Source organism: Chryseobacterium sp. UF-81 (assembly GCF_058245105.1).
On the sequence record NZ_JBSIBX010000014.1, the window covers coordinates 42,073 to 61,623 of the forward strand.

16 protein-coding genes are annotated in these 19,551 nt (G+C 37.8%); 7 read left to right on the forward strand and 9 right to left on the reverse strand.

The annotated features are described in order from the left end of the window. Positions 1 to 237 precede the first annotated feature (237 nt). A complete protein-coding gene (gene fmt / locus AC4IFE_RS17450; RefSeq protein ID WP_490758417.1) occupies positions 238 to 1,182 on the forward strand; it encodes a methionyl-tRNA formyltransferase in 945 nt (314 codons plus the stop codon). Between the two features lie 176 nt (positions 1,183 to 1,358). On the opposite strand, the gene AC4IFE_RS17455 is transcribed toward fmt, so the two are convergent. From AC4IFE_RS17455 to AC4IFE_RS17465, 3 genes are all read right to left on the reverse strand, one after another. Further along, positions 1,359 to 1,940 (reverse strand): Crp/Fnr family transcriptional regulator, encoded by a 582-nt coding sequence (locus tag AC4IFE_RS17455; RefSeq protein WP_490758418.1) that lies wholly within the window; start codon positions 1,938 to 1,940, stop codon positions 1,359 to 1,361. A 99-nt stretch (positions 1,941 to 2,039) separates the two neighbouring features. After that, on the reverse strand, positions 2,040 to 3,161 hold the full coding sequence (gene ribB / locus AC4IFE_RS17460) for a 3,4-dihydroxy-2-butanone-4-phosphate synthase (RefSeq protein ID WP_490758419.1): 1,122 nt from the start codon (positions 3,159 to 3,161) through the stop codon (positions 2,040 to 2,042). A gap of 67 nt (positions 3,162 to 3,228) precedes the next feature. Then, entirely contained in the window at positions 3,229 to 4,233 is a 1,005-nt protein-coding gene (locus tag AC4IFE_RS17465; RefSeq protein WP_490758420.1) for an LLM class flavin-dependent oxidoreductase, read from the reverse strand. Between the two features lie 339 nt (positions 4,234 to 4,572). On the opposite strand from AC4IFE_RS17465, the gene AC4IFE_RS17470 reads away from it, so the two are divergent. After that, complete coding sequence (locus AC4IFE_RS17470) at positions 4,573 to 4,872, forward strand: hypothetical protein (protein WP_490758421.1); 300 nt, start codon at positions 4,573 to 4,575, stop codon at positions 4,870 to 4,872. 25 nt (positions 4,873 to 4,897) lie between these two features. Here the strand turns inward: AC4IFE_RS17470 and AC4IFE_RS17475 are convergent, their stop codons facing one another. After that, a complete protein-coding gene (locus tag AC4IFE_RS17475; protein WP_490758422.1) occupies positions 4,898 to 7,024 on the reverse strand; it encodes a helix-turn-helix domain-containing protein in 2,127 nt (708 codons plus the stop codon). An 83-nt stretch (positions 7,025 to 7,107) separates the two neighbouring features. Between AC4IFE_RS17475 and AC4IFE_RS17480 the strand changes: the two genes are divergently transcribed. Next, positions 7,108 to 7,557 (forward strand): hypothetical protein, encoded by a 450-nt coding sequence (locus AC4IFE_RS17480; RefSeq protein WP_490758423.1) that lies wholly within the window; start codon positions 7,108 to 7,110, stop codon positions 7,555 to 7,557. 310 nt (positions 7,558 to 7,867) lie between these two features. Here the strand turns inward: AC4IFE_RS17480 and AC4IFE_RS17485 are convergent, their stop codons facing one another. Beyond that, a complete protein-coding gene (locus AC4IFE_RS17485; protein ID WP_490758424.1) occupies positions 7,868 to 8,401 on the reverse strand; it encodes a gamma carbonic anhydrase family protein in 534 nt (177 codons plus the stop codon). A 168-nt stretch (positions 8,402 to 8,569) separates the two neighbouring features. Here AC4IFE_RS17485 and AC4IFE_RS17490 point away from each other — a divergent pair, with 168 nt between their 5' ends. Genes AC4IFE_RS17490 through hemH form a run of 3 tightly spaced genes read left to right on the forward strand, consistent with a single transcriptional unit; the run spans position 8,570 to position 11,030 of the window. Next, positions 8,570 to 9,448, forward strand: a complete 879-nt coding sequence (locus tag AC4IFE_RS17490; RefSeq protein WP_490758425.1) for a NifU family protein — start codon at positions 8,570 to 8,572, stop codon at positions 9,446 to 9,448. An 11-nt stretch (positions 9,449 to 9,459) separates the two neighbouring features. After that, positions 9,460 to 9,990, forward strand: coding sequence for an NADPH-dependent FMN reductase (locus AC4IFE_RS17495; RefSeq protein ID WP_490758426.1), 531 nt, complete (start codon positions 9,460 to 9,462; stop codon positions 9,988 to 9,990). Positions 9,991 to 10,001: 11 nt separating this feature from the next. After that, the gene (hemH, locus tag AC4IFE_RS17500) at positions 10,002 to 11,030 is read left to right on the forward strand and encodes a ferrochelatase (protein WP_490758427.1); all 1,029 of its coding nucleotides are present in this window, start codon (positions 10,002 to 10,004) and stop codon (positions 11,028 to 11,030) included. 74 nt (positions 11,031 to 11,104) lie between these two features. Here the strand turns inward: hemH and AC4IFE_RS17505 are convergent, their stop codons facing one another. Then, complete coding sequence (locus tag AC4IFE_RS17505) at positions 11,105 to 13,069, reverse strand: M4 family metallopeptidase (protein WP_490758428.1); 1,965 nt, start codon at positions 13,067 to 13,069, stop codon at positions 11,105 to 11,107. 394 nt (positions 13,070 to 13,463) lie between these two features. Next, the gene (locus AC4IFE_RS17510) at positions 13,464 to 14,678 is read right to left on the reverse strand and encodes a type IX secretion system plug protein (RefSeq protein ID WP_490758429.1); all 1,215 of its coding nucleotides are present in this window, start codon (positions 14,676 to 14,678) and stop codon (positions 13,464 to 13,466) included. Between the two features lie 70 nt (positions 14,679 to 14,748). On the opposite strand from AC4IFE_RS17510, the gene AC4IFE_RS17515 reads away from it, so the two are divergent. Beyond that, on the forward strand, positions 14,749 to 15,387 hold the full coding sequence (locus AC4IFE_RS17515) for an MBL fold metallo-hydrolase (RefSeq protein ID WP_490758430.1): 639 nt from the start codon (positions 14,749 to 14,751) through the stop codon (positions 15,385 to 15,387). Positions 15,388 to 15,622: 235 nt separating this feature from the next. On the opposite strand, the gene AC4IFE_RS17520 is transcribed toward AC4IFE_RS17515, so the two are convergent. Together AC4IFE_RS17520 and AC4IFE_RS17525 are read right to left on the reverse strand one after the other, a co-directional pair. Further along, entirely contained in the window at positions 15,623 to 18,052 is a 2,430-nt protein-coding gene (locus AC4IFE_RS17520) for a TonB-dependent receptor (protein WP_490758431.1), read from the reverse strand. An 18-nt stretch (positions 18,053 to 18,070) separates the two neighbouring features. Then, positions 18,071 to 19,549, reverse strand: coding sequence for a trehalase family glycosidase (locus tag AC4IFE_RS17525; protein ID WP_490758432.1), 1,479 nt, complete (start codon positions 19,547 to 19,549; stop codon positions 18,071 to 18,073). Between the last annotated feature and the right edge of the window lie 2 nt (positions 19,550 to 19,551).

Genomic DNA, 19,551 nt, shown 5'->3' on the forward strand with positions numbered 1-19,551 from the left:
CAAGTGAATGGTGAATTTTAGACCTCAGATATCATACATGAGATTTCAGACAGAATGTGGTAAACTAGGAATTTAGATTTATTTTAATCGTTAAAAAATTTCGAGATGTGCGTTCCTAGATATGAGGATCGAACTATCACCCGCCAGCTCGCAACCAGCAATTATCCCCCACGCATATACTCTAAAACTCTCCTACCCTAATACTCTCCAACTGCCAAAAACCCTTATCTTTGCATTATGAAATCATTGAAAGTCGTTTTTTTAGGGACCCCGGAATTTGCTAAAACTTCTTTAGAGGCAATCCATCAGTCAAATCATGAAGTTGTAGGTGTTGTAACGGTAGCCGATAAAGCCAGTGGCCGCGGACAGAAGATCAACCAGTCACCGGTAAAGATGTATGCTTCAGAAAATAACATTCCAGTTTTTCAGCCGGAAAAACTGAGAAACCCGGAATTCCTGGAAGAACTTAAAAAACTGGACGCTGATGTATTTGTAGTGGTAGCTTTCAGAATGATGCCCAAGGTTCTTTTTGAGATGCCTAAAATGGGAACTTTCAATCTTCATGCGTCTCTTCTTCCTGATTACAGGGGTGCGGCTCCTATTAATTATGCAGTGATCAACGGTGAAGAAAAAACCGGTGCAACTACATTTTTTATTAACGAAAAAATAGATGAAGGAAATATTCTTCTTCAGGAAGAACTTGAAATTTTGCCTGACGAAAACGCAGGAAGCCTCCATGACAGATTAATGGTAATGGGATCCAAACTGGTGGTAAAAACACTTAACGGTCTGGCAGAAAACACTATCACTGAAAGACCTCAGCCTGATGTGGAGCATCCTAAAAATGCCTATAAAATATTTAAAGAAGACACTAAAATCAACTGGAAGGCTCCTTCAAAAACAGTTCACCAGTTTATCTTGGGAATGTCACCTTATCCGGCTGCTTTCACAACTATAAAAATCGGAGAAGAGGAAAAAGGATTAAAAATCTTTGCCGGAAAGTTTGAAATAGCCAATCATGGAAAAGTACCGGGAACTTTGGATATTTCGAAGAATGAATTTAAAATCCATACAGAAGACGGCCTTTATTTTCCACAGGAACTTCAGCTTGAAGGCAAGAAAAGAATGAATGTAAAAGATTTTCTTAATGGGTTTAGAAATTTTGAAGAAATAAGTTTATAGGAGTTTCGGAGTTGGAGGATTAGAATTTGAGAGTATATGCGTGGGAGGCAGTTGCTGAGTCCGGAACTTGAACCTGTAGCTCAGGTCTTTGTTTTGCTAAAATCGACTATTCACTTGCGAATCAAAATTCACAGTTGACAATTCACCTTAAAATTCTGCCAACTGAAATCTTCTTCCTAAGTTTTGCTCACAATTTTCCGGCGGATCCTGCTGATAAATTCAGGAGTTACTCCTAAATAGGCAGCGATCTGGATATTCGTTAAACGGTGGGCTGTTTTAGGATATTCTTTCAAAAAGTCCTGGTAACGTTCGTCAGAAGGTTTGCTTAAATTATCAACAATTCTGCGTTGCAGGGCAATGATAGACATCTGAAACTTCAGTCTCATCAGCCTTTCAATTTCGGGAATTTCACGGTAGAGTCTGTCTTTGTCTTCTTTTGAAATCAAAAGGATCTCACTGTCCTCAATGGCCTGGATATTGAGCTGTGACGGAATCTGATTAATAAAGCTGTCTATATCGGAAATCCACCAGTCTTCCACTCCAAAATATAAAATCTGTTCATCTGCATTTTTATCTGTACGGTAAACTTTAAAGCATCCGCTTAATACAAATCCTTCCGCTTCGCATATATCTCCTTCTTTTAAAAGAAAATCTTTTTTCTTTATTTTCTGAAGACGGAATGCACTACAGTATTTGTCCAGCTTTTCCTCTGAAATCTCAATATATGCCCTGATGTGTTTCTTTAAAGATTCTGTCATGGTTTAAAAATAAAAAAAGGTTTAGAAAAATCCTAAACCTTTTATATTGAAATTTATTTAATCTCCGGTATCTGTTAATTTACCGTTGACCATTCACTTTTACAGCTGAACCATCTCTGTAACTTCCACATCATACCCACCAACCTGCGGTTTGATATTAGGGTTTTGTGTGATTACTTTGAATTTATTGATTCCCAGATTTTTCAGGATCTGCGTTCCGATACCGTAATCTCTGTAATTGTATGCTAAAGTAGGATGTTGCTCCTGTCCGTCCTGGTAATTCAGGAACTGCTGAAGTTTTCTCAGCGTATTTTCAGAATTCGAAACATTATTGATGAAAATAACAGCTCCTTTTCCTGCTTCATTCACCATATTGGTTACTTTCTCCAAAAGCGGTTTTTCACCGTTATTCAGTCTTGTCAGTACATCAAAATATGAATCTGAAGACTGAACTCTTACCAAAACAGGCTCATCAACCGTCCATGAACCTTTTGTCAAGGCAAAATGAATCTGGTCATTTGATGTTTCTCTGAATGCAAAAAAGTCAAACTCACCATAAGCGGTTTTTACTTTTCTTTCTTCCAGCCTTTCGATAAGGTTTCCTTTTTTAAGCTGATAATGGATCAGATCTTCGATGGAAACGATCTTCATATCATGTTTTTGGGCAAAAGCATGAAGTTCCGGTAAACGTGACATGGTACCGTCCTCATTCATAATTTCACAAATCACTCCTCCTTCTTTTAATCCTGCTAAATTCGTAAGATCGATAGCAGCTTCAGTATGTCCCGCTCTTTTCAGAACTCCCCCTTTTCTTGCACGAAGCGGGAAAATATGGCCCGGTCTCATGAAATCTGTCGGCTTGGATTTTTCGTCCATCAAAGCTAAAATAGTTTTGGCTCTGTCACCGGCAGAAATCCCTGTAGAGGTTCCGTTACCAAGAAGGTCAACAGAAACGGTAAAAGCGGTTTCCTTAGGATCACTGCTTCTGCTTACCATTACTTCAAGGCCAAGCTCGTCGCATCTTTTTTCAGGAAGCGGCATACAGATCAGCCCTCTTCCGTGGAGTGCCATGAAATTGATAATTTCCGGCGTTGTCAATTCTGCAGCACAAAGAAAATCACCTTCGTTTTCTCTGTCTTCATCATCTACTACTATGATTATTTTACCATTTTTAAGGTCTTCAATAGCCTCTGGAATAGTATTTAATTTAATATCAGACATGTTTACTTTTTATTTGTGCAAAGATACTTATAAAAATAGGCATCTGCCAATTAATATGTAGGGTTTGTTAGGCTTTGGATAAAGAGTTTATCGCCTCTCTGAAAATTTCGTAAGATCTCAGTCTCTTCTGGTGATCGTAGATATGTGAATTGATAATTAATTCATCTGCATTGAATTTTTCCTGAAAATCTTTAAGCTTTTCCTCAATTTCTGTCTGATTTCCGATCAATGTATATTTTAGTTTCTGAAGCACCATTGATTTTTCCATAGGCGACCAGATATCATCCATATCATCTACAGGCGGCGCAAAAGGTTTCCTGTCATTTCTTATGATATTGATAAATGCCTGGAATAAGGTTGTGGAAATTTTATGGGCTTCTTCCGAAGTTTCTGCCGCCACTCCGTTGACGCATGCCATTACGTAAGGTTTATCCAGCTGCGCCGAAGGCTGGAAATGTTCCCTGTAAATTTTAAAAGCCATCTCCATCTGCTCAGGAGCAAAATGTCCTGCAAAAGCATATGGAAGTCCAAGTTCCGCAGCCAGCCACGCACTATCTGTACTGGATCCCAAGATGTAAAGCGGAATATCAAGACCTTCTCCGGGAATGGCACGGACTAAAGCATCAGAATTTTCTTTCGAGAAATACGTCTGCAGCTCTAAAATCTGTCTCGGAAACTGCTGGTTGATAATCGCAGGATTTCTTCCCAAAGCCTGGGCTGTAAGACCATCGGTACCGGGTGCCCTTCCCAGACCAAGATCTATTCTTCCCGGAAAAAGAGATTCCAGGGTGCCGAACTGTTCTGCAATGATTAACGAACTGTGGTTGGGAAGCATGATTCCACCGGATCCCACTCTTATTGTTTTTGTCCCGTTGGCGATAAAGCCGATCAGAACTGTGGTGGCGGAGCTGGCAATACTTTCCATATTATGATGTTCAGCCAGCCAGAATCTTTTATAGTGCAAATTTTCAGCGTGGTTTGCTAAAGACAAACTGTCCTGAAAGGTATCATGAATACTTTTCCCTTGCTTTACAGGAGCAAGATCAAGCACCGATATTTCAAAATGTTTCATATTTTAAATTTTAGGTTTAAAAACCAAACAAATTTAAAGCTTATAAATTGCATTAGTTACTTTTTGTAATTGATAGGATGGATTAGCTAGTTCAGGAAAAAGCTATCGGAATTTATTAATTATTCCTTTACTTTTTACTACACAGATATAAAAGTCTTTCTTTATTCATTACATTTGAAAAGTAATACAATTTATAATCAATCTGCAATAGCATATATGAATATTTTTAAGTCAATTTTGAATAGTTTAAAGGTGATTCCCATTAGTGTAAAAATTGCCAAGAAAATACAAATGAGTGGTTTACATGAACAACTTATCCTATTAAATCAAGATAAAACTGTGTTTGATTTTATCGGAATCTACTCGAATGGTAGTGATTGTCTTTACTTTAAAAAAGAGGGCAACAATTTCAATATAGAATTTGAAGCAACAGAAGGAACCCAGCTTCCTTATTTGGAAAAGATTAAAAGCTTTGCTATAAGAAATAACTACACGTATAAAGAAGAAACTAATAATGGTATTCCTTATCTAATAGTTAAAACAAATACGAATATTGAGCAAACCGTACAGCTCGCAACGCATATTCAGAATCAGATATTTGGAAACAATGAAAACACGACCTACGAAATTGTTCCATAATTTCACAATACTTCATTAAGTGAATTTACTTATTCCTCTCCTTCTTAAAATTATAATGATTAATCAAAATCCTGATCTCATTAAACTCAAAATCATTAGGCAATGCATTTTTCCATTCCGTTAGGGTTTCATGAGGATTTTCATAGAATTCTTTTTCAAAGGCTTTGATCTTATCCGAAGTAATCACTCTTGAAATATCAAGCAGCCCCTGTTCTGCAAATTTTGCCAGATGCCCGATTACAGTTTCTTTTACCAGACCTCTTTCCATGGCTATTTCACCAATAGTTTTTCCCTGCTCAAATAATTGGAAGGTCAGAACCTGTGAAGGAACTTTTGCGATCTTCAAATTGATTTCCTTATCATTTTTTTCATCTAAAAGCTTCGTTTCCAGCAGATGGATCTCTTTCAGGCTGTTCAGATATTCTTCAGTATCTTCCAGCCAGTTCCTGAATTCTTCATTATATTGTTTCAGGCCTTTTGCCCCTTTAATTTCGGCATAGAATTCCTTCAGCGGACTGAATATTTTATCTCTGATTTCTGTGAAAAAGAAATTAACCGCCCCTTTGGTTTTGCTTTCAATCTCAGACCATTCTTCTTTGTTTTCAATAAAATTATTAACCTTCTGGGAAATTACCCTTTCCAGTTTTTCGAAGATCTTTCCAAGATTGACGATTTCGTGTTTCAGCTGAAGATACAGCTGGTTTGTTTTTACATGATCAATGCTTTTCGTGGTAATGGAAAGCTTATTCCACTCCTCTACTTCATTCAGGAACCACAGACAGTTTACCGTACGAAGTACTTTTTTGATGCTGTAGTCATATTTTTCACGGTTAAGAATAGCCTCCACACTATCATTGGCAAAAGTATCCCCCTGGAACTGCAGAATCCTGTTGTCCTTGAAGATCACTTCAGGGGTAATTTTAGATTTCAAAACAATTCCTTCCAGCGTACGGCATCTTGACAGGGCTACATAAACCTGTCCGGCTGTAAAGCTTTTTCCGGCATCAATGATCACATTATCAAACGTTAATCCCTGACTTTTATGAATAGTAACCGCCCACGCAAGCTTTATCGGAAACTGTTCAAAGCTTCCCAAAACTTCTTCTTTGATATTTTTTTCGGTATCGAGGAAATATTTTTTCTGTTCCCAGACCTCTCTTTTTACTGTAATTTCCCTTTCACTGCCATCAAGAACAACTGTGATCTCATTATCATCCAAAGCAGAGATTTCACCGAGCTTTCCATTGAAATATTTTTTCTCACCGGTAATATCATTTCTGATGAACATAACCTGTGCCCCGACTTTCAATTCTAAAAACTGCTCGTTCGGAAACTGGTTTTCCTTGAAATCTCCAAATAGTTTGGCTTCATAAGTTTTAACGGTCAAATCAATTTCTTCCAGCTTTTCCTGGTTGATCTCATCCGCCATCTTATTGTGTGAACACAAATAAACGTAAGATTCAGTTCCTGCCTTAAAATCCGGATCATATCTTTTGTTAAGTTCTTCAAAGTTGATATTGGCGACGTCACCGTCACGGATCGCATTCAGAATGTCCAGGAATTTTTCATCCGACTGTCTGTAGACTTTGGTGAGTTCAATGGTCAGAAGAGGAATATCTTTAATAGCAAGACTGTCGAAAAAAAACGGTGACTGGTAGCAGATCTTTAAAATATGTTCGTCTCTCACCACCGGCGGAAGCTGATAAAGATCTCCAATGAACAGCATCTGCACTCCGCCGAACCGTTGGTTATTTCTTCTGATAAATCTCAGCGAGAAATCCATCATATCGAGAACATCAGCTCTCAGCATGGAAACCTCATCAATGATAAGAACCTCCACTTCTCTTAAAAGTTTGAGTTTATCTTTTCTGTATTTGAAATGAGGCATCAGGTCAGCAATATTATTTGCCAAGCTTCCGTCGATACGGTCTGTAGTTGGTAAAAAAGTTCTTAAAGGCAATCCAAACATAGAATGGATAGTCACTCCTCCTGCATTAATCGCGGCAATTCCGGTAGGCGCAACCACAATATACTTCTTCCTTGTTTTCTTTACAAAATCATTAAGGAAGGTTGTTTTACCTGTCCCTGCCTTCCCCGTAAGAAAAACGCTTCTGTTCGTGTGCTCTATTAAGTCAAAAAAATGATTGTTCATTGTGCTTCAAAATTACGGAAATGAATTTGATTTTCTTACCTTGGCATAACTTTTGAAAATTCTTTAACAGAAAAGAAATTATAATGAAAATAAATTTCATATACACTCCACTATTAGTATTATGCACTATGTTTGCCTTAGTTTCATGCAATACATCCAAGAACGCCAATACCAATCTACCTAAAGATATTTCTGAAAGGCCCGCTGATGAAGACAGTCAAAAATATGAACAGGCCCAGCTGGATAAGTTGAAAGCATCCATTGAATCTGAAGTATCCAAAGAAAAATGTACTGCCGCTTCAGAATGGACTTTTGCCCCGATGGGAGCTAAAGCCTGTGGCGGACCTCAGCAATATATTGCTTACCCTAAAAAAATAGAGACAACCATTCTCCCAAGAATTGAAGAATATACTCAGAAAGTAAAAGCCTTCAATGAAAAATACAATATCACTTCTGACTGTATGATGGTGATGCTGCCAACATCTGTGAAATGTATCAATGGAAAAGCGCAGCTTATAACAGCAGAGCAATAAGAAGAAAAATCAAAGCAAAGGTTATATATCCTGTTGAAAAAATCAACAAAAACTCATTCAGGGGTTTATACTAAGGATTGAAAAAAGCTCTATCGTATGATGGAGCTTTTGTTTATTTGTGGTGTTTGCTTCAAGATTTGAGAACCAAGATGCAAGAGCCAAGAATCAAGATTTTAGATTTCAGAATATAAGTTTTCCCAGTGAAGTTTAGCAAGTAATGTTTCGGGATGCGGGATTCGCGGTTCGAGCCAGCAAGAATCAACTACATAAACTCTCAAACCCGAAAACTCTCTAACTCGGAAACTCTAAACTAACTCCCCATCTCAAGATTCTCCTTATACCATGAAGAATATTTTACATAATTATCTGCAATTCTATTGACTTCTCCTTCCAATAACTGGGCAGAAATATCTTTAATTTTCTTTGCAGGAACTCCGCCCCAGACCTCTCCGGATTTAATATGCGTTCCCTGTATCACTACAGAACCTGCTCCTACAATGGAGTTTTCTTCTACCAGGCAGTCATCCATAACGATAGCTCCCATACCGATCAGTACGTTATCTTTAATAGTACAGCCATGAACGATTGCATTATGTCCGATGGAAACGTTATTTCCAATATTTAAAGGGTGTTTCTGATAGGTACAGTGCAGCATGGCATTGTCCTGAACATTTACTTTATCGCCCATTCTGATGTAATGTACATCTCCCCTGATCACTGCATTATACCAGATACTGCAGTCCTTTCCCATCGTAACGTCACCGATAATGGTTGCCGTTTCTGCCAAAAATGTACCCTCTCCTATCTGAGGAATTTTCCCTAAAAGTTCTTTTACAATTGCCATAGTTTTAATTTGATAATTTGGAAAATAAGTCAATCTGAAAATAATAATTTTTGCAGTGGTTAGTCTTAACTTCTAATTTTAAATAACCGTGATAGCAAAAATCTAATTTCTAATCTCTAACTTCTAATTTCTAATTGCGTATTTTTGTATCTCAAATTTAACGAAAAAATGCGTACGATACTTATAGAACCAACTGAAAACCCGAAAGTGATGAAATTTGTCGCGGATTATAACCTGATCCCGGGCTCTTTAGAGTTGGACAGAAGTTCAGATATTTCAGAAATTCCTTTAGCTCAGGAACTTTTCAACTATCCTTTTGTGGAAAGAGTTTTTATTACGGCTAATTTTGTGGCTGTAGCGAAACAGGATACTGTAGAATGGGAACATGTAGCAGACAGCCTGAAAAATATCATAGAGGATGAATTACTGGCTAATCCTAGAATTTACCTTCAGAAGAGAAAGGAAATGTATCAGATTTATGCTGAAATGACTCCTAATCCTAATGCAATGAAGTTTGTTTCCAATAAACTTCTTATGGAAGGTTTTGTGGAAGTAAAATCGAGAGAAAAATCCGAAGGTGTTCCTTTGGCTCAGGCTATCTTTAATGAATTTGATTTTGCTAAAGAAATTTTCATTTCTGACAATTTTGTAGCGGTAACAAGAGATGATTCTGTGGAATGGCATCAGGTAATGATGGCTGTACGTGGTTTTATCGCTGAATATCTGCAGAGTGGAGGCGAAATTTCAAATCTTGAGCCTCAGAAACATGAAAATCCTGTTGAAAAAATCATCAACAGAGATTATACTGATGATGAGCAGAAAATTTCGGATATTTTAAATGAATATGTAGCGCCTGCCGTGGAAAATGATGGGGGGAAAATTTCCCTTATGGAATACGATCAGGAAAGTAAAACAGCAAAAATGCTATTACAGGGAGCCTGCTCAGGATGTCCAAGCTCTACGGCTACTTTGAAAAACGGAATTGAAAGTATTTTAAAACAGTTCGTTCCGGATTTAGTGGAAAAAGTAGAAGCTGTAAACGGATAACGGATTATAAAATGCTCCCCGGAAAGAAGATCTTGGTCATTATTGGAAGTGCCACAAAAAATTCCAGCAATCTGAAATTGATAGAACAGGTTCTGGAAAAACATTCGGATACTAATTTTCACATCTATGATGATCTTTCTGCTCTTCCGCATTTTGACACTTCATTAACGGATACCGGTACACCAGACGAAGTATTGAAGATCAGGAAAGAAATTGAAAATTCGGCGGGGGTCTTATTTTCAACTCCGGAATATATTTTCAGCATTCCCGGCAGGTTGAAAAACTTGTTGGAATGGTGTGTTTCTACGACTGTTTTTTCTGAAAAGCCAGTGGCTGTCATTACAGCATCTGCCAATGGAGAAAAAGGGCATGAAGAACTGGTAATGATTTTGAAAACACTGGGAGCTCAGGCAGAAGACCGGCATCAGCTTTTAATAAAAGGAATAAAGGGTAAATTTAATAATAACGGCTTAGTTGAAAATAATACCTTTGCCCAGGTATCAACATTGATAACAGATTTCGAAACGCTGTTTCATAATTAAAATTAAAAATATTGGATAAAAAAGGAATTTTACTGGTAAATCTTGGTTCTCCAAAATCTACGGCTGTAAATGATGTAAAGGAATATCTTGATGAATTTTTGATGGATGAAAGGGTCATCGATTACCGCTGGATCTTCCGTGCTCTTTTAGTTCAGGGAATTATTCTTAAAACACGTCCTGCAAAATCTGCAGAAGCCTATAAAACAGTATGGACAGATGAAGGCTCACCTTTGATTGTCATTACTGAAAAAATCCAAAAGAAACTGCAGAAAGTAGTTGACGTTCCGGTAGAAATCGGAATGAGGTATGCTGAGCCAAGCATTGAAACAGGTATTCAAAAGTTAGTAGATCAGGGAGTTTCTGAGATTGTTCTGTTCCCATTGTACCCGCAATATGCGATGAGTACTACGGAAACGGTAATTGAAAAAGCAGAGGAAGTACGGAAAAAGAAGTTCCCAAAAGTAAAGATCAATTATATACAGCCCTTTTACAACCGGGAAATCTATATCAACTGTCTTGCAGAAAGCATTAAGGAAAAGCTTCCTGAAAATTTTGATGTTTTGCAGTTCTCTTACCATGGTGTGCCGGAAAGACATATTTACAAAACAGATCCTACAAAGACCTGTAATCTTAATGACTGCTGTTCACGGGATAACAACCCAAGCCACCAGTTTTGTTACCGCCATCAGTGTTATAAAACGACAGAAGCTGTTATTGCCAAGATAGGACTTCCCAAAGAAAAAACAATTGTTTCCTTCCAGTCGAGATTAGGAAAAGACAAATGGATAGAGCCTTATACGGATGAGACTTTGGAAACGATTCCTAAAAAAGGAGTAAAAAATCTGGCTATTGTATGCCCGGCTTTTGTTTCCGACTGTCTTGAAACTCTGGAAGAAATTTCGGTAGAAGGTAAGGAACAGTTTCAGCATGGAGGCGGTGAAAACTTCCACTATATCCCATGCCTGAATGATGAAGACCGCTGGATTGATGTGGTAAAGACACTCTGTGAAGAAAAACTGAATGATTTTTATCTGGTATAAATTTCTCAATACATAAAAAAAGCAAAAGGGCCGCAAAATAAATTTTGCAGCCCTTTTTAGAAATATATTAAAATTTATTTTTTGATCAGGTTTCCTGCTTTTTGTCCGTTAACCGTTACTACGTATACTCCTGAAAGTATATTAGAAGGTAACTGAACATCTACTTTATTGTTACCGTTGGTAATCTTGATCTTTTCTGAAAGCTCTCTTTTTCCTGCCAGGCTCACTAATTCAACAATTCCGTTTCCTTCTTTTCCTTCAAATTCAACAGTAAATTTGTCGGTAGCCGGATTTGGGCTGATGGTGTAAAGTGCAGCATCAGGAGCAGCTATTTTTCCTGCTGCAGAAGTACCTCCGCCAACACCTACTGCATTCCATGCATTGGTCACCTGCGTTACTTCATTACTTCCTGCTCCGTATAAATCTGCAGCTGCCTGAAGTGAATATGTTCTTGCATTAGCATATGTGGATGAAGAAATAAGGTAATTTGTCAATGTTCTGTAAGAAATAGCTGCTGCTTTATCCAGCCCTATTCCTGAAACATTATAAGCAAAGCCTTTATCATTAGTTCCCGATCCTCCGTTTACCAGTAAATAATACCAGAAGTTAAGGACTCCTGAATTGGTATGTACACCACAAGAATCGTTATACCCAGGTAAATTTGGATTTCCCTGAGGCGTACATGTACTGCTCGCATCCTTCCAATAAGTTCCTTTATAAGTATCAGGCTGGCTATAAGCATTAGGATTGGCCATGTCTCTGATTACATAGCTGAAATCTTCCCCTAATTTCCAGCTTGCCTGTGTTGGTCTGGCCCAAAGTTCAATGGTATTTCCAAAGATATCAGAAAAACCTTCATTCAGAGCTCCTGACTCTCTTTGATAAGCAAGGTTTGCCGTTTTAGTGGTAAGACCATGGGTAATTTCGTGCCCACAAACATCAAGAGCCGTTAATGGCTTACCTCCGTTTGTCGTAGAGCTACCGTCACCGTAAGTCATTCTGGAGCCATCCCAGAACGCATTAAAATAATTGGTAGAGTAATGAACATAAGATTTTATGGCAAAATTATTATTATCTATACTTTTTCTTCCAAATTTCGTGTAATAATAATCCAATGTCATTTCGGCTCCCCAATGCGCATCCGTAGCATATTGATCTTTGTTTGTGTTGACATTGTTCCAGTTGTTGTCCGTATCAGTAAAATCTACGGCTGATGAATAATTTGTTCCTTTTTTCAGATTATATGTTTCTACAGCGGTTCCGCCATTTCTTCCTGCCTCTCTTAATCTGTAACTTCCGTTATATGAGTCGGCAACAATAGATCTGTTCCCACTGTAAGCTGTTGTAGCTGTCCCCGGAGCATTGGTTTCATGAATCAAAGCATTTGTTCCTAACACTTTACCATCTTTAGCATCCACAAAAACATATTGTCTGCTTAATGGCTTTTCTGCATAAATATCGAATTTATATGCAAGCTTTACATCTCCAAGCTTCTCATCAGAAGGATCTGAATAGTATACCAACTCACCTTTTGGAGCAAAGCTGGCATTAGCATTTTTAGATTCATTTTTAATGAATTCCTCTTCTTCTTTGTTCTGCCATTTGTAAGAGTCGGCTCCTACAAAAGATAAGGCATTCTGCAATGCGGTACTTTCTGAAATATTTGCTTTTTTCTCTGCAGCAGCAGTTTCTTTAAGGATCCATTTTCCGGTTTCTCCTACTATTTTCCCACCTTTGGTCTGTACAGCCATCATTCCATATTCTACAGGAATTCCATTTATGGTCTGTTGAAACCTGTGTGTCTCAAAACCTAACTGATCCTTTTCTGATCCCAGTTTACGTGCCTGCCCCGGAGAAAGTCTCTGAGATGTTTCATTAAATAAAACAGGCTCACCTTTAAAATCAGGACCGTTCTTATCAAATCGCATGAATTCTGCATGAAGGCCACTCTTACCCGGAATTAGTTTTGATGGAGTTTCCTGTCCAAAAGTAAAGGAGAAAGCTGCAACGCTTACTGCTAAGATAAATTTCGTTTTCATAAAAAAATTGTTTAATGTGAAACGAATTTATATTTTTTCTGCAAAAAAACAATGATATCAATAAATAAAATTCAATAAATAAATAGAACAATTGTTTTAAATTTAAAATATTTTTAAAAACATTGCAATTAATTGAAAATATTTTTATTCCTATAAAAATTATAGACTAATAATTTTTATATAATTCAATATTTTATGAAATATTTTTTTCAATATGCTATGCATAATAAATAATTATCTTAGTATTCTCTTAATTCCCCGACAAGTTATTTATCCATCACAGTTTCAAAAAAAAACCATCTCTTACGAGACGGTTTTCCTAAATTATATTTTTTACTTTAAATAAATGAGTATTGTATAAAATTTGGTAAAAAGGGAACGGTTTATCACAAAATTATTTTCCGATAGGTGTTCTGAATTCTCCATATCCCATCAGTCCGTCATAATTACGCCCGAAAGGTGCATAATATAGAAATGCCTGATACAGGTTTTCAGTCTGCCAGAAATTACCATTTATCTCTCCAAAGTTCAGAGATCCGTCGCTTTCTTTAGTAGCGAGTATATAGTTGTAAAATCCTTGTTTCAGGAAAATTTTAGCAACATATTTTTTATTAGCAGCATCATACTGCATCTGATTTTCTTTGCCGGGTTTGAAGTTATTAAATCCTCCCAGTACATAAATTTCTTTATCCACAGGGTCAGAATCCAGAGAAAAATATACCCATGAATAATCTGCCTCTCTTTCAGCATTCCTTTCCAGTCCAAGGTCATTTCTTCTATAGAACCATGCTCCGTTTACGTCAGGCTGATACTGATAGTTCAGGGGAAAGGCCCATACCGGATGTAAATAGGTATGATTTACACCGTCTTTTAATTCTGTAGCACTCACCATATCAGCAGCCATATTCATATTCTTGTTATCAAAATAATAGAATTCGTTATTGCCGGAAAATGTTAAATTCATCTGCTGAAAAAGCAACTGGTTACCTAATGTTGCGCTTGGCTTCAAATTGTTAACCACCTCATTAGGATTGTTATTCTGCATTACATTCAACGTCATGGAATTGACATTGGAAGAAAGATCTCCGGCTTTTGAAGTCGCTTTTACCTCCACTCTTTGATTGATATTCGGTTTTTTGGCATCTGCAATTCTTGAGACATTCAAAGCAACCGTTGCAGCATCTTCCACCAGATAAAAACGCTTTTTGAAAAGGGGCCTGTCAGCTGAATCTTTATAAACAATCAGCTCAAAATTTCCGGAAATCTTCGGCTGCATCTTATCATTCGGGAAGGTAAGCTTATAGTGGGTATAGGCCTGTATGGTATTAAAAGAATATTCAAACTTATCTAAAAGCCCGTTTAAACTTCCATTGGCAATCTCTGTAAAAAATAAATTGTCATCATTCCAGTTACGGTCATAATGCTTGATGGTATACCTGTAGATTTCGCTGGCATTGGTAAGATCGTCAAAGCTTAAAACCAGCTGTTCGCCGAACCTTATGACAGGGGTTTCATCGTTCGTCTGAGGGTTGAATAATTGTATACTCTGGATGTTTTGTCCAAAAACCATTCCGCCCAAAGAAAGTAAAAGTATTCGCAAAGTTTTCATTATGACGAAGATAACGAAAAATCGGGATTTTCTTAATAATATCGTATTTTTGAAATAAAAAATATCAGTTATGCTTCAGATTCAAGGCTTCGTTTTCAATTTTGCCAGCGAAAATACTTATATCCTTTACAATGAAAATAAAAATGCCTGGCTGATTGACCCGGGAAACATGAATGAGCAGGAAACTAAAGCTATAGAAAGCTTTATTTCTGAAAACGGTCTTAAGATCGAAAAAATCCTTCTAACCCATGCTCATATTGATCACGTTCTGGGCCTGCAGTGGGCTTTTGATACTTTTAAAGTTCCTGTCTATATGCACAAAGAAGACCAGGAAGTATTGGATATGCTTCAGGCCAGCGGCATGAGATTCGGATTTTCTGTTGAGCCCGTAAAAGCAGATATCAAATACATCAGCGAAGGGGAAGTTTTAGACCTGGACGGAGAAAAATTCAAAATCTATCATGTCCCCGGGCATTCTCCGGGAAGTGTGGTTTATCATAATGAAGACCAGAAATTCATGATCTCAGGTGATGTTCTTTTTGAAGGCAGCATCGGAAGAACTGATCTTTACAAAGGAAATCATGAACAGCTGATCAACGGCATCACCAATAAACTATTTGTACTGGATGCTGAAACAAAAGTTTTTTCGGGGCATGGAAATCCTACAACAATAGGCTTTGAAAAGCAGTATAATCCGTTTTTCAAATAGTTTCGGGTTCCCGGAATTCGAGTGTATCAGGGTTTCAGAGTATGAGAGTTGGGAATGAGTTGCCGGTTGACAGTTGCTAGTTCCCCTGAAACTTTTATTAAAATTCACCGGCGAAAAGTCTCATGTCTATAATCTCATGTCAGAAATCTTGATTCCTACCTCTCTGTTCTCTTCAACAAAAATAAAAAACCGCCGGGAAAATTTCCCGGCGGTTTTTTATGAAGAAAATATAAGTTTAGAAATCTAGTGTGATGGACGCTCTCACAGCTGCTCCCATAATAGGTCTTGCCATAATAGTTCCGTCTCCGGTTGGAGAACCTGCTCTTGGATCCCCTTCTGTAATACCAATTGTATTAAAGATATTAGTTCCATCTACTGCAAAACGGATTTTTCCCAACTGATAAGAAGTTCCGGCTCCAAATTCACTGAATGACGGTAAAGTCTGAACATTCAGCTGATCCTGAAAACGTTTTCCATAGTAGTTATAGCTTACATATGTTCTCCACTGTTTTGTAATATTTACAGCTGGTGAAATATTAAAATAGATCTTTGGCATTCTTCTTACCACATTTCCCTCCAAAAGACTTCCTTCTTCTAACCCGCTGTATTTTGGATTTTGAATAGTTCCGTTGAAAGTAAGCTCTAACATATTATTAAACAATCTTGCATATCCTTCCAGCTCAACTCCATAGTTTTTGGTATTGGCAAAAGTATTTTCTGACGTTCCATTGGAAAATACATCTGTAAATGACAGGTTTTTAAGTGTTGAATAAAAAGGAATTACTGCAACATCGAATGTACGTGAATAATATTTGTAACCTACTTCCACCTGATTAGTCAATACCGGTTTTAAAGGCTGATCCGGATTAGGAGTGGTGAAGTAATTGTAGTAAGCTTCTTCATTTGGTGATCTGAATCCGTGAGAGAAACGAGCATAAACAGCATTTTCCTTGTTAATTTTATAGTTTGTGGCCAATGTATAAGAAACCTTATCAATATCATAACTCCAGTAGTTGTATTTATTTCCTAAAACACTCATATTATCATCTGCAGTTGTTGTAGCGAAACTATGGGTTCCATCAGTAGTTAAACCAGAATTATTCAGATTTGCAGTTGTTGTATTAACCGAATATCCCTTGTAGAAATCCCTGCTATAACGAAGCCCTGCATTAATACTCAAATTATCTGTAACGTTATAATCAAAATTTGCATACAGATCATTCAAACTTCCCTGAACCTGAGAATCTCTTAACAAAAAAGACATGTCTGTAACTCCATTATACGTTTTAGAATAGCCTACAGAATTTGGAGTGAGAGAAGTATCTACCAAATTAAGAAGTACCGGTTTATCTGTTGCTGTTGCCAAAACATTACTCCAGTTCCAATACTGATGAGATTTCCAGTTTGATTTGTAGAAACCTGCCGTTACATTTCCTTTGTCAAATTTATAATTGAACTGCAAATCGTTCACAAAATTATTCATCTGCTTATCAATAGCCCAGAATCCCAGTTCCTGAACAAAAGCGGGATTGACTACCGCTCCGCTACCTACTGCAGAATATTGATAATTGTTTCCTGTAATTCCGTTATCGCTCGCAAATTTAGCCGCTGTTGCGGGACCTCCTGCAGGGAAAATCCCTGTATAATTCATATTGATATTGGTATACCTCGTTTTGTTTAAAACAGAGAAATTATTTCCAAGATCATATTTGAACTCAGCACCTAAGACATCAACCTTCGGATGAATTCCATCTTCCAGATTTCTACTGAAAAAACCACCTCCGGCCTGTGGAATATTTAGCTGGCTGATAGCTCTGTAGCTGTATGTTCCGTAATTGGCATCAAAGCCGGAAAATTCCTTCAGATCATTTCCATTTTGAGTTAAAGGGATCGGAAGGAAGAAAGTATTTCTATCGTCTAATTTTTTATAATAGATTTTAGCATAGCCTTTATCAAAGACATACTTAAGATTCATTCTGATCTGTCCGCCGTTGTTGGCTCTGAACCCTGTCTTTCTGATTCCATTATCTGTTCTGTAGAATCCGCCAACGTTAAAGAAAAGCTTATCCTGAACCAATGCGCCGCCTACATTCACATCTGTACGCATCAGTCCATAGGTACTGGTTTCAAGTTTAGCCGTCCCTTTAAAGTCATTGCTTCCTTCTTTAGTAATAAAGTTAATCAAACCTCCCGGCGAGTTGTTTGCATAGATAGAACCGGATCCTCCTCTCAGGGCTTCCAGGCGGCTTACCGTATTATCCACACGGAAAAAGTTATCAGCATTCGCAAACTGAAGTGCTCCGTCCTCAAAAACCGGTAGTCCGTCTTCCTGAACCTGTACAAATTCATAAGCTCCTGCGGAAGGAATACCTCTCGCAAAAAGGTTATTTCCTACTTCACCACCTGACGTTTCCACGGCAAACCCCGGAACTCTCTGCAGTAATGCAGCAGCACTGATAGGATTTTGTTTCTGGATCTCTTTTGCCGTAAAGGTAGAAATAGCCGTACTGGATTCTATTTTCTTTTTCGGGCCGGAGTTCCCGGTAATAACAATCTGGTCTATAGAAGACGTTTTGACTGAATCCTGAGGGGTTTCCTGGGCATACGCATTGTTAAAGTAAAGCGTAGCGGTGGCAGCCATTAAAAATATCGATCTTTTTTTCATAGCATGATTTTTATATAGTTAGTTTTGTTTTAATTTGAGATAGACCCCGTTTGTCCATCCGAATCCATCCTGATTCGGATATTCTCCGCCTCCCGCAATGGTTTCAGTGTCTAGCGCGTTGTATTTTTCCATTAATTTTCCGGTGTTGCTGTATACCCTTTCAACATTCCCGCACCAGTTGTTTTTTATCTTCTCAGCCAGTTCATCAAAGCCGTAGTTTTTCATGGCTTTAAAGCCTAACCACTGATACGGAGCCCATGCATTCGGAAGATCCCATTGCTGGCCGGTTTTCTTTGTGGTGGTTACAAGACCTCCCTGATAAAGAAATTTTTCAGCAATATGTTTAGCAACGGATTCTGCCTGTGCCTGGTCTGCCAGTCCGAGAAATAAAGGGTAAAGAGCAGCAATATGTTCAGACGGTGTGTTTTTGTGTTTTTTTAAATGATAATCTTTATAACATTCAGTATTTTCATCCCAAAAGTAGGTATTGATCATCTGTCTGCGTCCTGCTGCTCTTTCAGTAAAATAATTTTCTTTATCTGCCAGGTTCAAAAGCGCTGAAGATTTTGCCAGTGTTTTCTCCAAATGCCATAAAAGGCTGTTCAGATCTACTTCTGCAATATTCAGTGTTTCTATAGTCTGTATATGTTCTCCGTCTGCAAACCATCTGCTGGAAAAATCCCAGCCGGATTCGCAGGCACTTCTTATATTTCTGTAAAATTCCGCTCCGGCATTTTCGCTGTCTTCAATATCGATCAGATAACTTTCAGGGCGGGGTGCATTTTCTGCATCATAATAACGGTTCAGGATATCTCCGTTCTTCGTTTTTACCACTCTTTTTACACTGGAATCATTGTCAAGCCACTCTTCCCCGTTCATCCAGAAAGCATATTCTTTTTCTAAAGTATCATGATATTGGGTGTAAATTTTCTCGTCATTGCTTGTTTCAAAAAGAAGATCCAGCATCAGCGAAAAATATGGCGGCTGTGAACGGCTCAGGAAATGAGTTCTGCTCGCATTGGGAACAAATCCTACATTTTGAATTAAATAGGAACAGTTCTCTACAATATTTTCCATCATTTCTGTTCTCCCGGAAACCTGCAGCCCAAGCATAATGAAATAGCTGTCCCAATAGAAGAATTCATTGAAACGGCCTCCCGGGACAATATACGGCTTCGGAAGTTTTAATAATGTTCCTTTTTCTTCGTAAGCAGTCCGGGTCAGTTCATCCCAAAGCTTTTCAATATGTTGCCCAATAGGTAGCTGATCTTCCCTCTGGATTGATATTTTTGCTCCCAGAAAATCAAAATTGGCCATCACAAAATCTTTCAGGCTAAATCCTTCATCTCCCTTTTTCTTTGCATAGTCCGCATTGATCTCCGAAACAGGAAACATTGGAACAGCATCTGTCATCATCTTCTGGTCCTCAAAGATCTGAGCTCTCTGTACATCATCAAAAAGAGCCTGGATTTCCTTTATGTAAAGCTGTTTATTCATTA

What these genes read in the sequence shown, in the direction of transcription:
- AC4IFE_RS17455 (WP_490758418.1), bottom strand. Translation starts at nt 1,940, where the DNA reads ATGACAGAATCTTTAAAGAAACACATCAGGGCATATATTGAGATTTCA.
- AC4IFE_RS17510 (WP_490758429.1), bottom strand. Translation starts at nt 14,678, where the DNA reads ATGAAAACTTTGCGAATACTTTTACTTTCTTTGGGCGGAATGGTTTTT.
- AC4IFE_RS17520 (WP_490758431.1), bottom strand. Translation starts at nt 18,052, where the DNA reads ATGAAAAAAAGATCGATATTTTTAATGGCTGCCACCGCTACGCTTTAC.
- ribB (WP_490758419.1), bottom strand. Translation starts at nt 3,161, where the DNA reads ATGTCTGATATTAAATTAAATACTATTCCAGAGGCTATTGAAGACCTT.
- AC4IFE_RS17475 (WP_490758422.1), bottom strand. Translation starts at nt 7,024, where the DNA reads ATGAACAATCATTTTTTTGACTTAATAGAGCACACGAACAGAAGCGTT.
- fmt (WP_490758417.1), top strand. Translation starts at nt 238, where the DNA reads ATGAAATCATTGAAAGTCGTTTTTTTAGGGACCCCGGAATTTGCTAAA.
- AC4IFE_RS17505 (WP_490758428.1), bottom strand. Translation starts at nt 13,069, where the DNA reads ATGAAAACGAAATTTATCTTAGCAGTAAGCGTTGCAGCTTTCTCCTTT.
- AC4IFE_RS17525 (WP_490758432.1), bottom strand. Translation starts at nt 19,549, where the DNA reads ATGAATAAACAGCTTTACATAAAGGAAATCCAGGCTCTTTTTGATGAT.
- AC4IFE_RS17490 (WP_490758425.1), top strand. Translation starts at nt 8,570, where the DNA reads ATGCGTACGATACTTATAGAACCAACTGAAAACCCGAAAGTGATGAAA.
- AC4IFE_RS17480 (WP_490758423.1), top strand. Translation starts at nt 7,108, where the DNA reads ATGAAAATAAATTTCATATACACTCCACTATTAGTATTATGCACTATG.
- AC4IFE_RS17515 (WP_490758430.1), top strand. Translation starts at nt 14,749, where the DNA reads ATGCTTCAGATTCAAGGCTTCGTTTTCAATTTTGCCAGCGAAAATACT.
- AC4IFE_RS17465 (WP_490758420.1), bottom strand. Translation starts at nt 4,233, where the DNA reads ATGAAACATTTTGAAATATCGGTGCTTGATCTTGCTCCTGTAAAGCAA.
- AC4IFE_RS17495 (WP_490758426.1), top strand. Translation starts at nt 9,460, where the DNA reads ATGCTCCCCGGAAAGAAGATCTTGGTCATTATTGGAAGTGCCACAAAA.
- AC4IFE_RS17485 (WP_490758424.1), bottom strand. Translation starts at nt 8,401, where the DNA reads ATGGCAATTGTAAAAGAACTTTTAGGGAAAATTCCTCAGATAGGAGAG.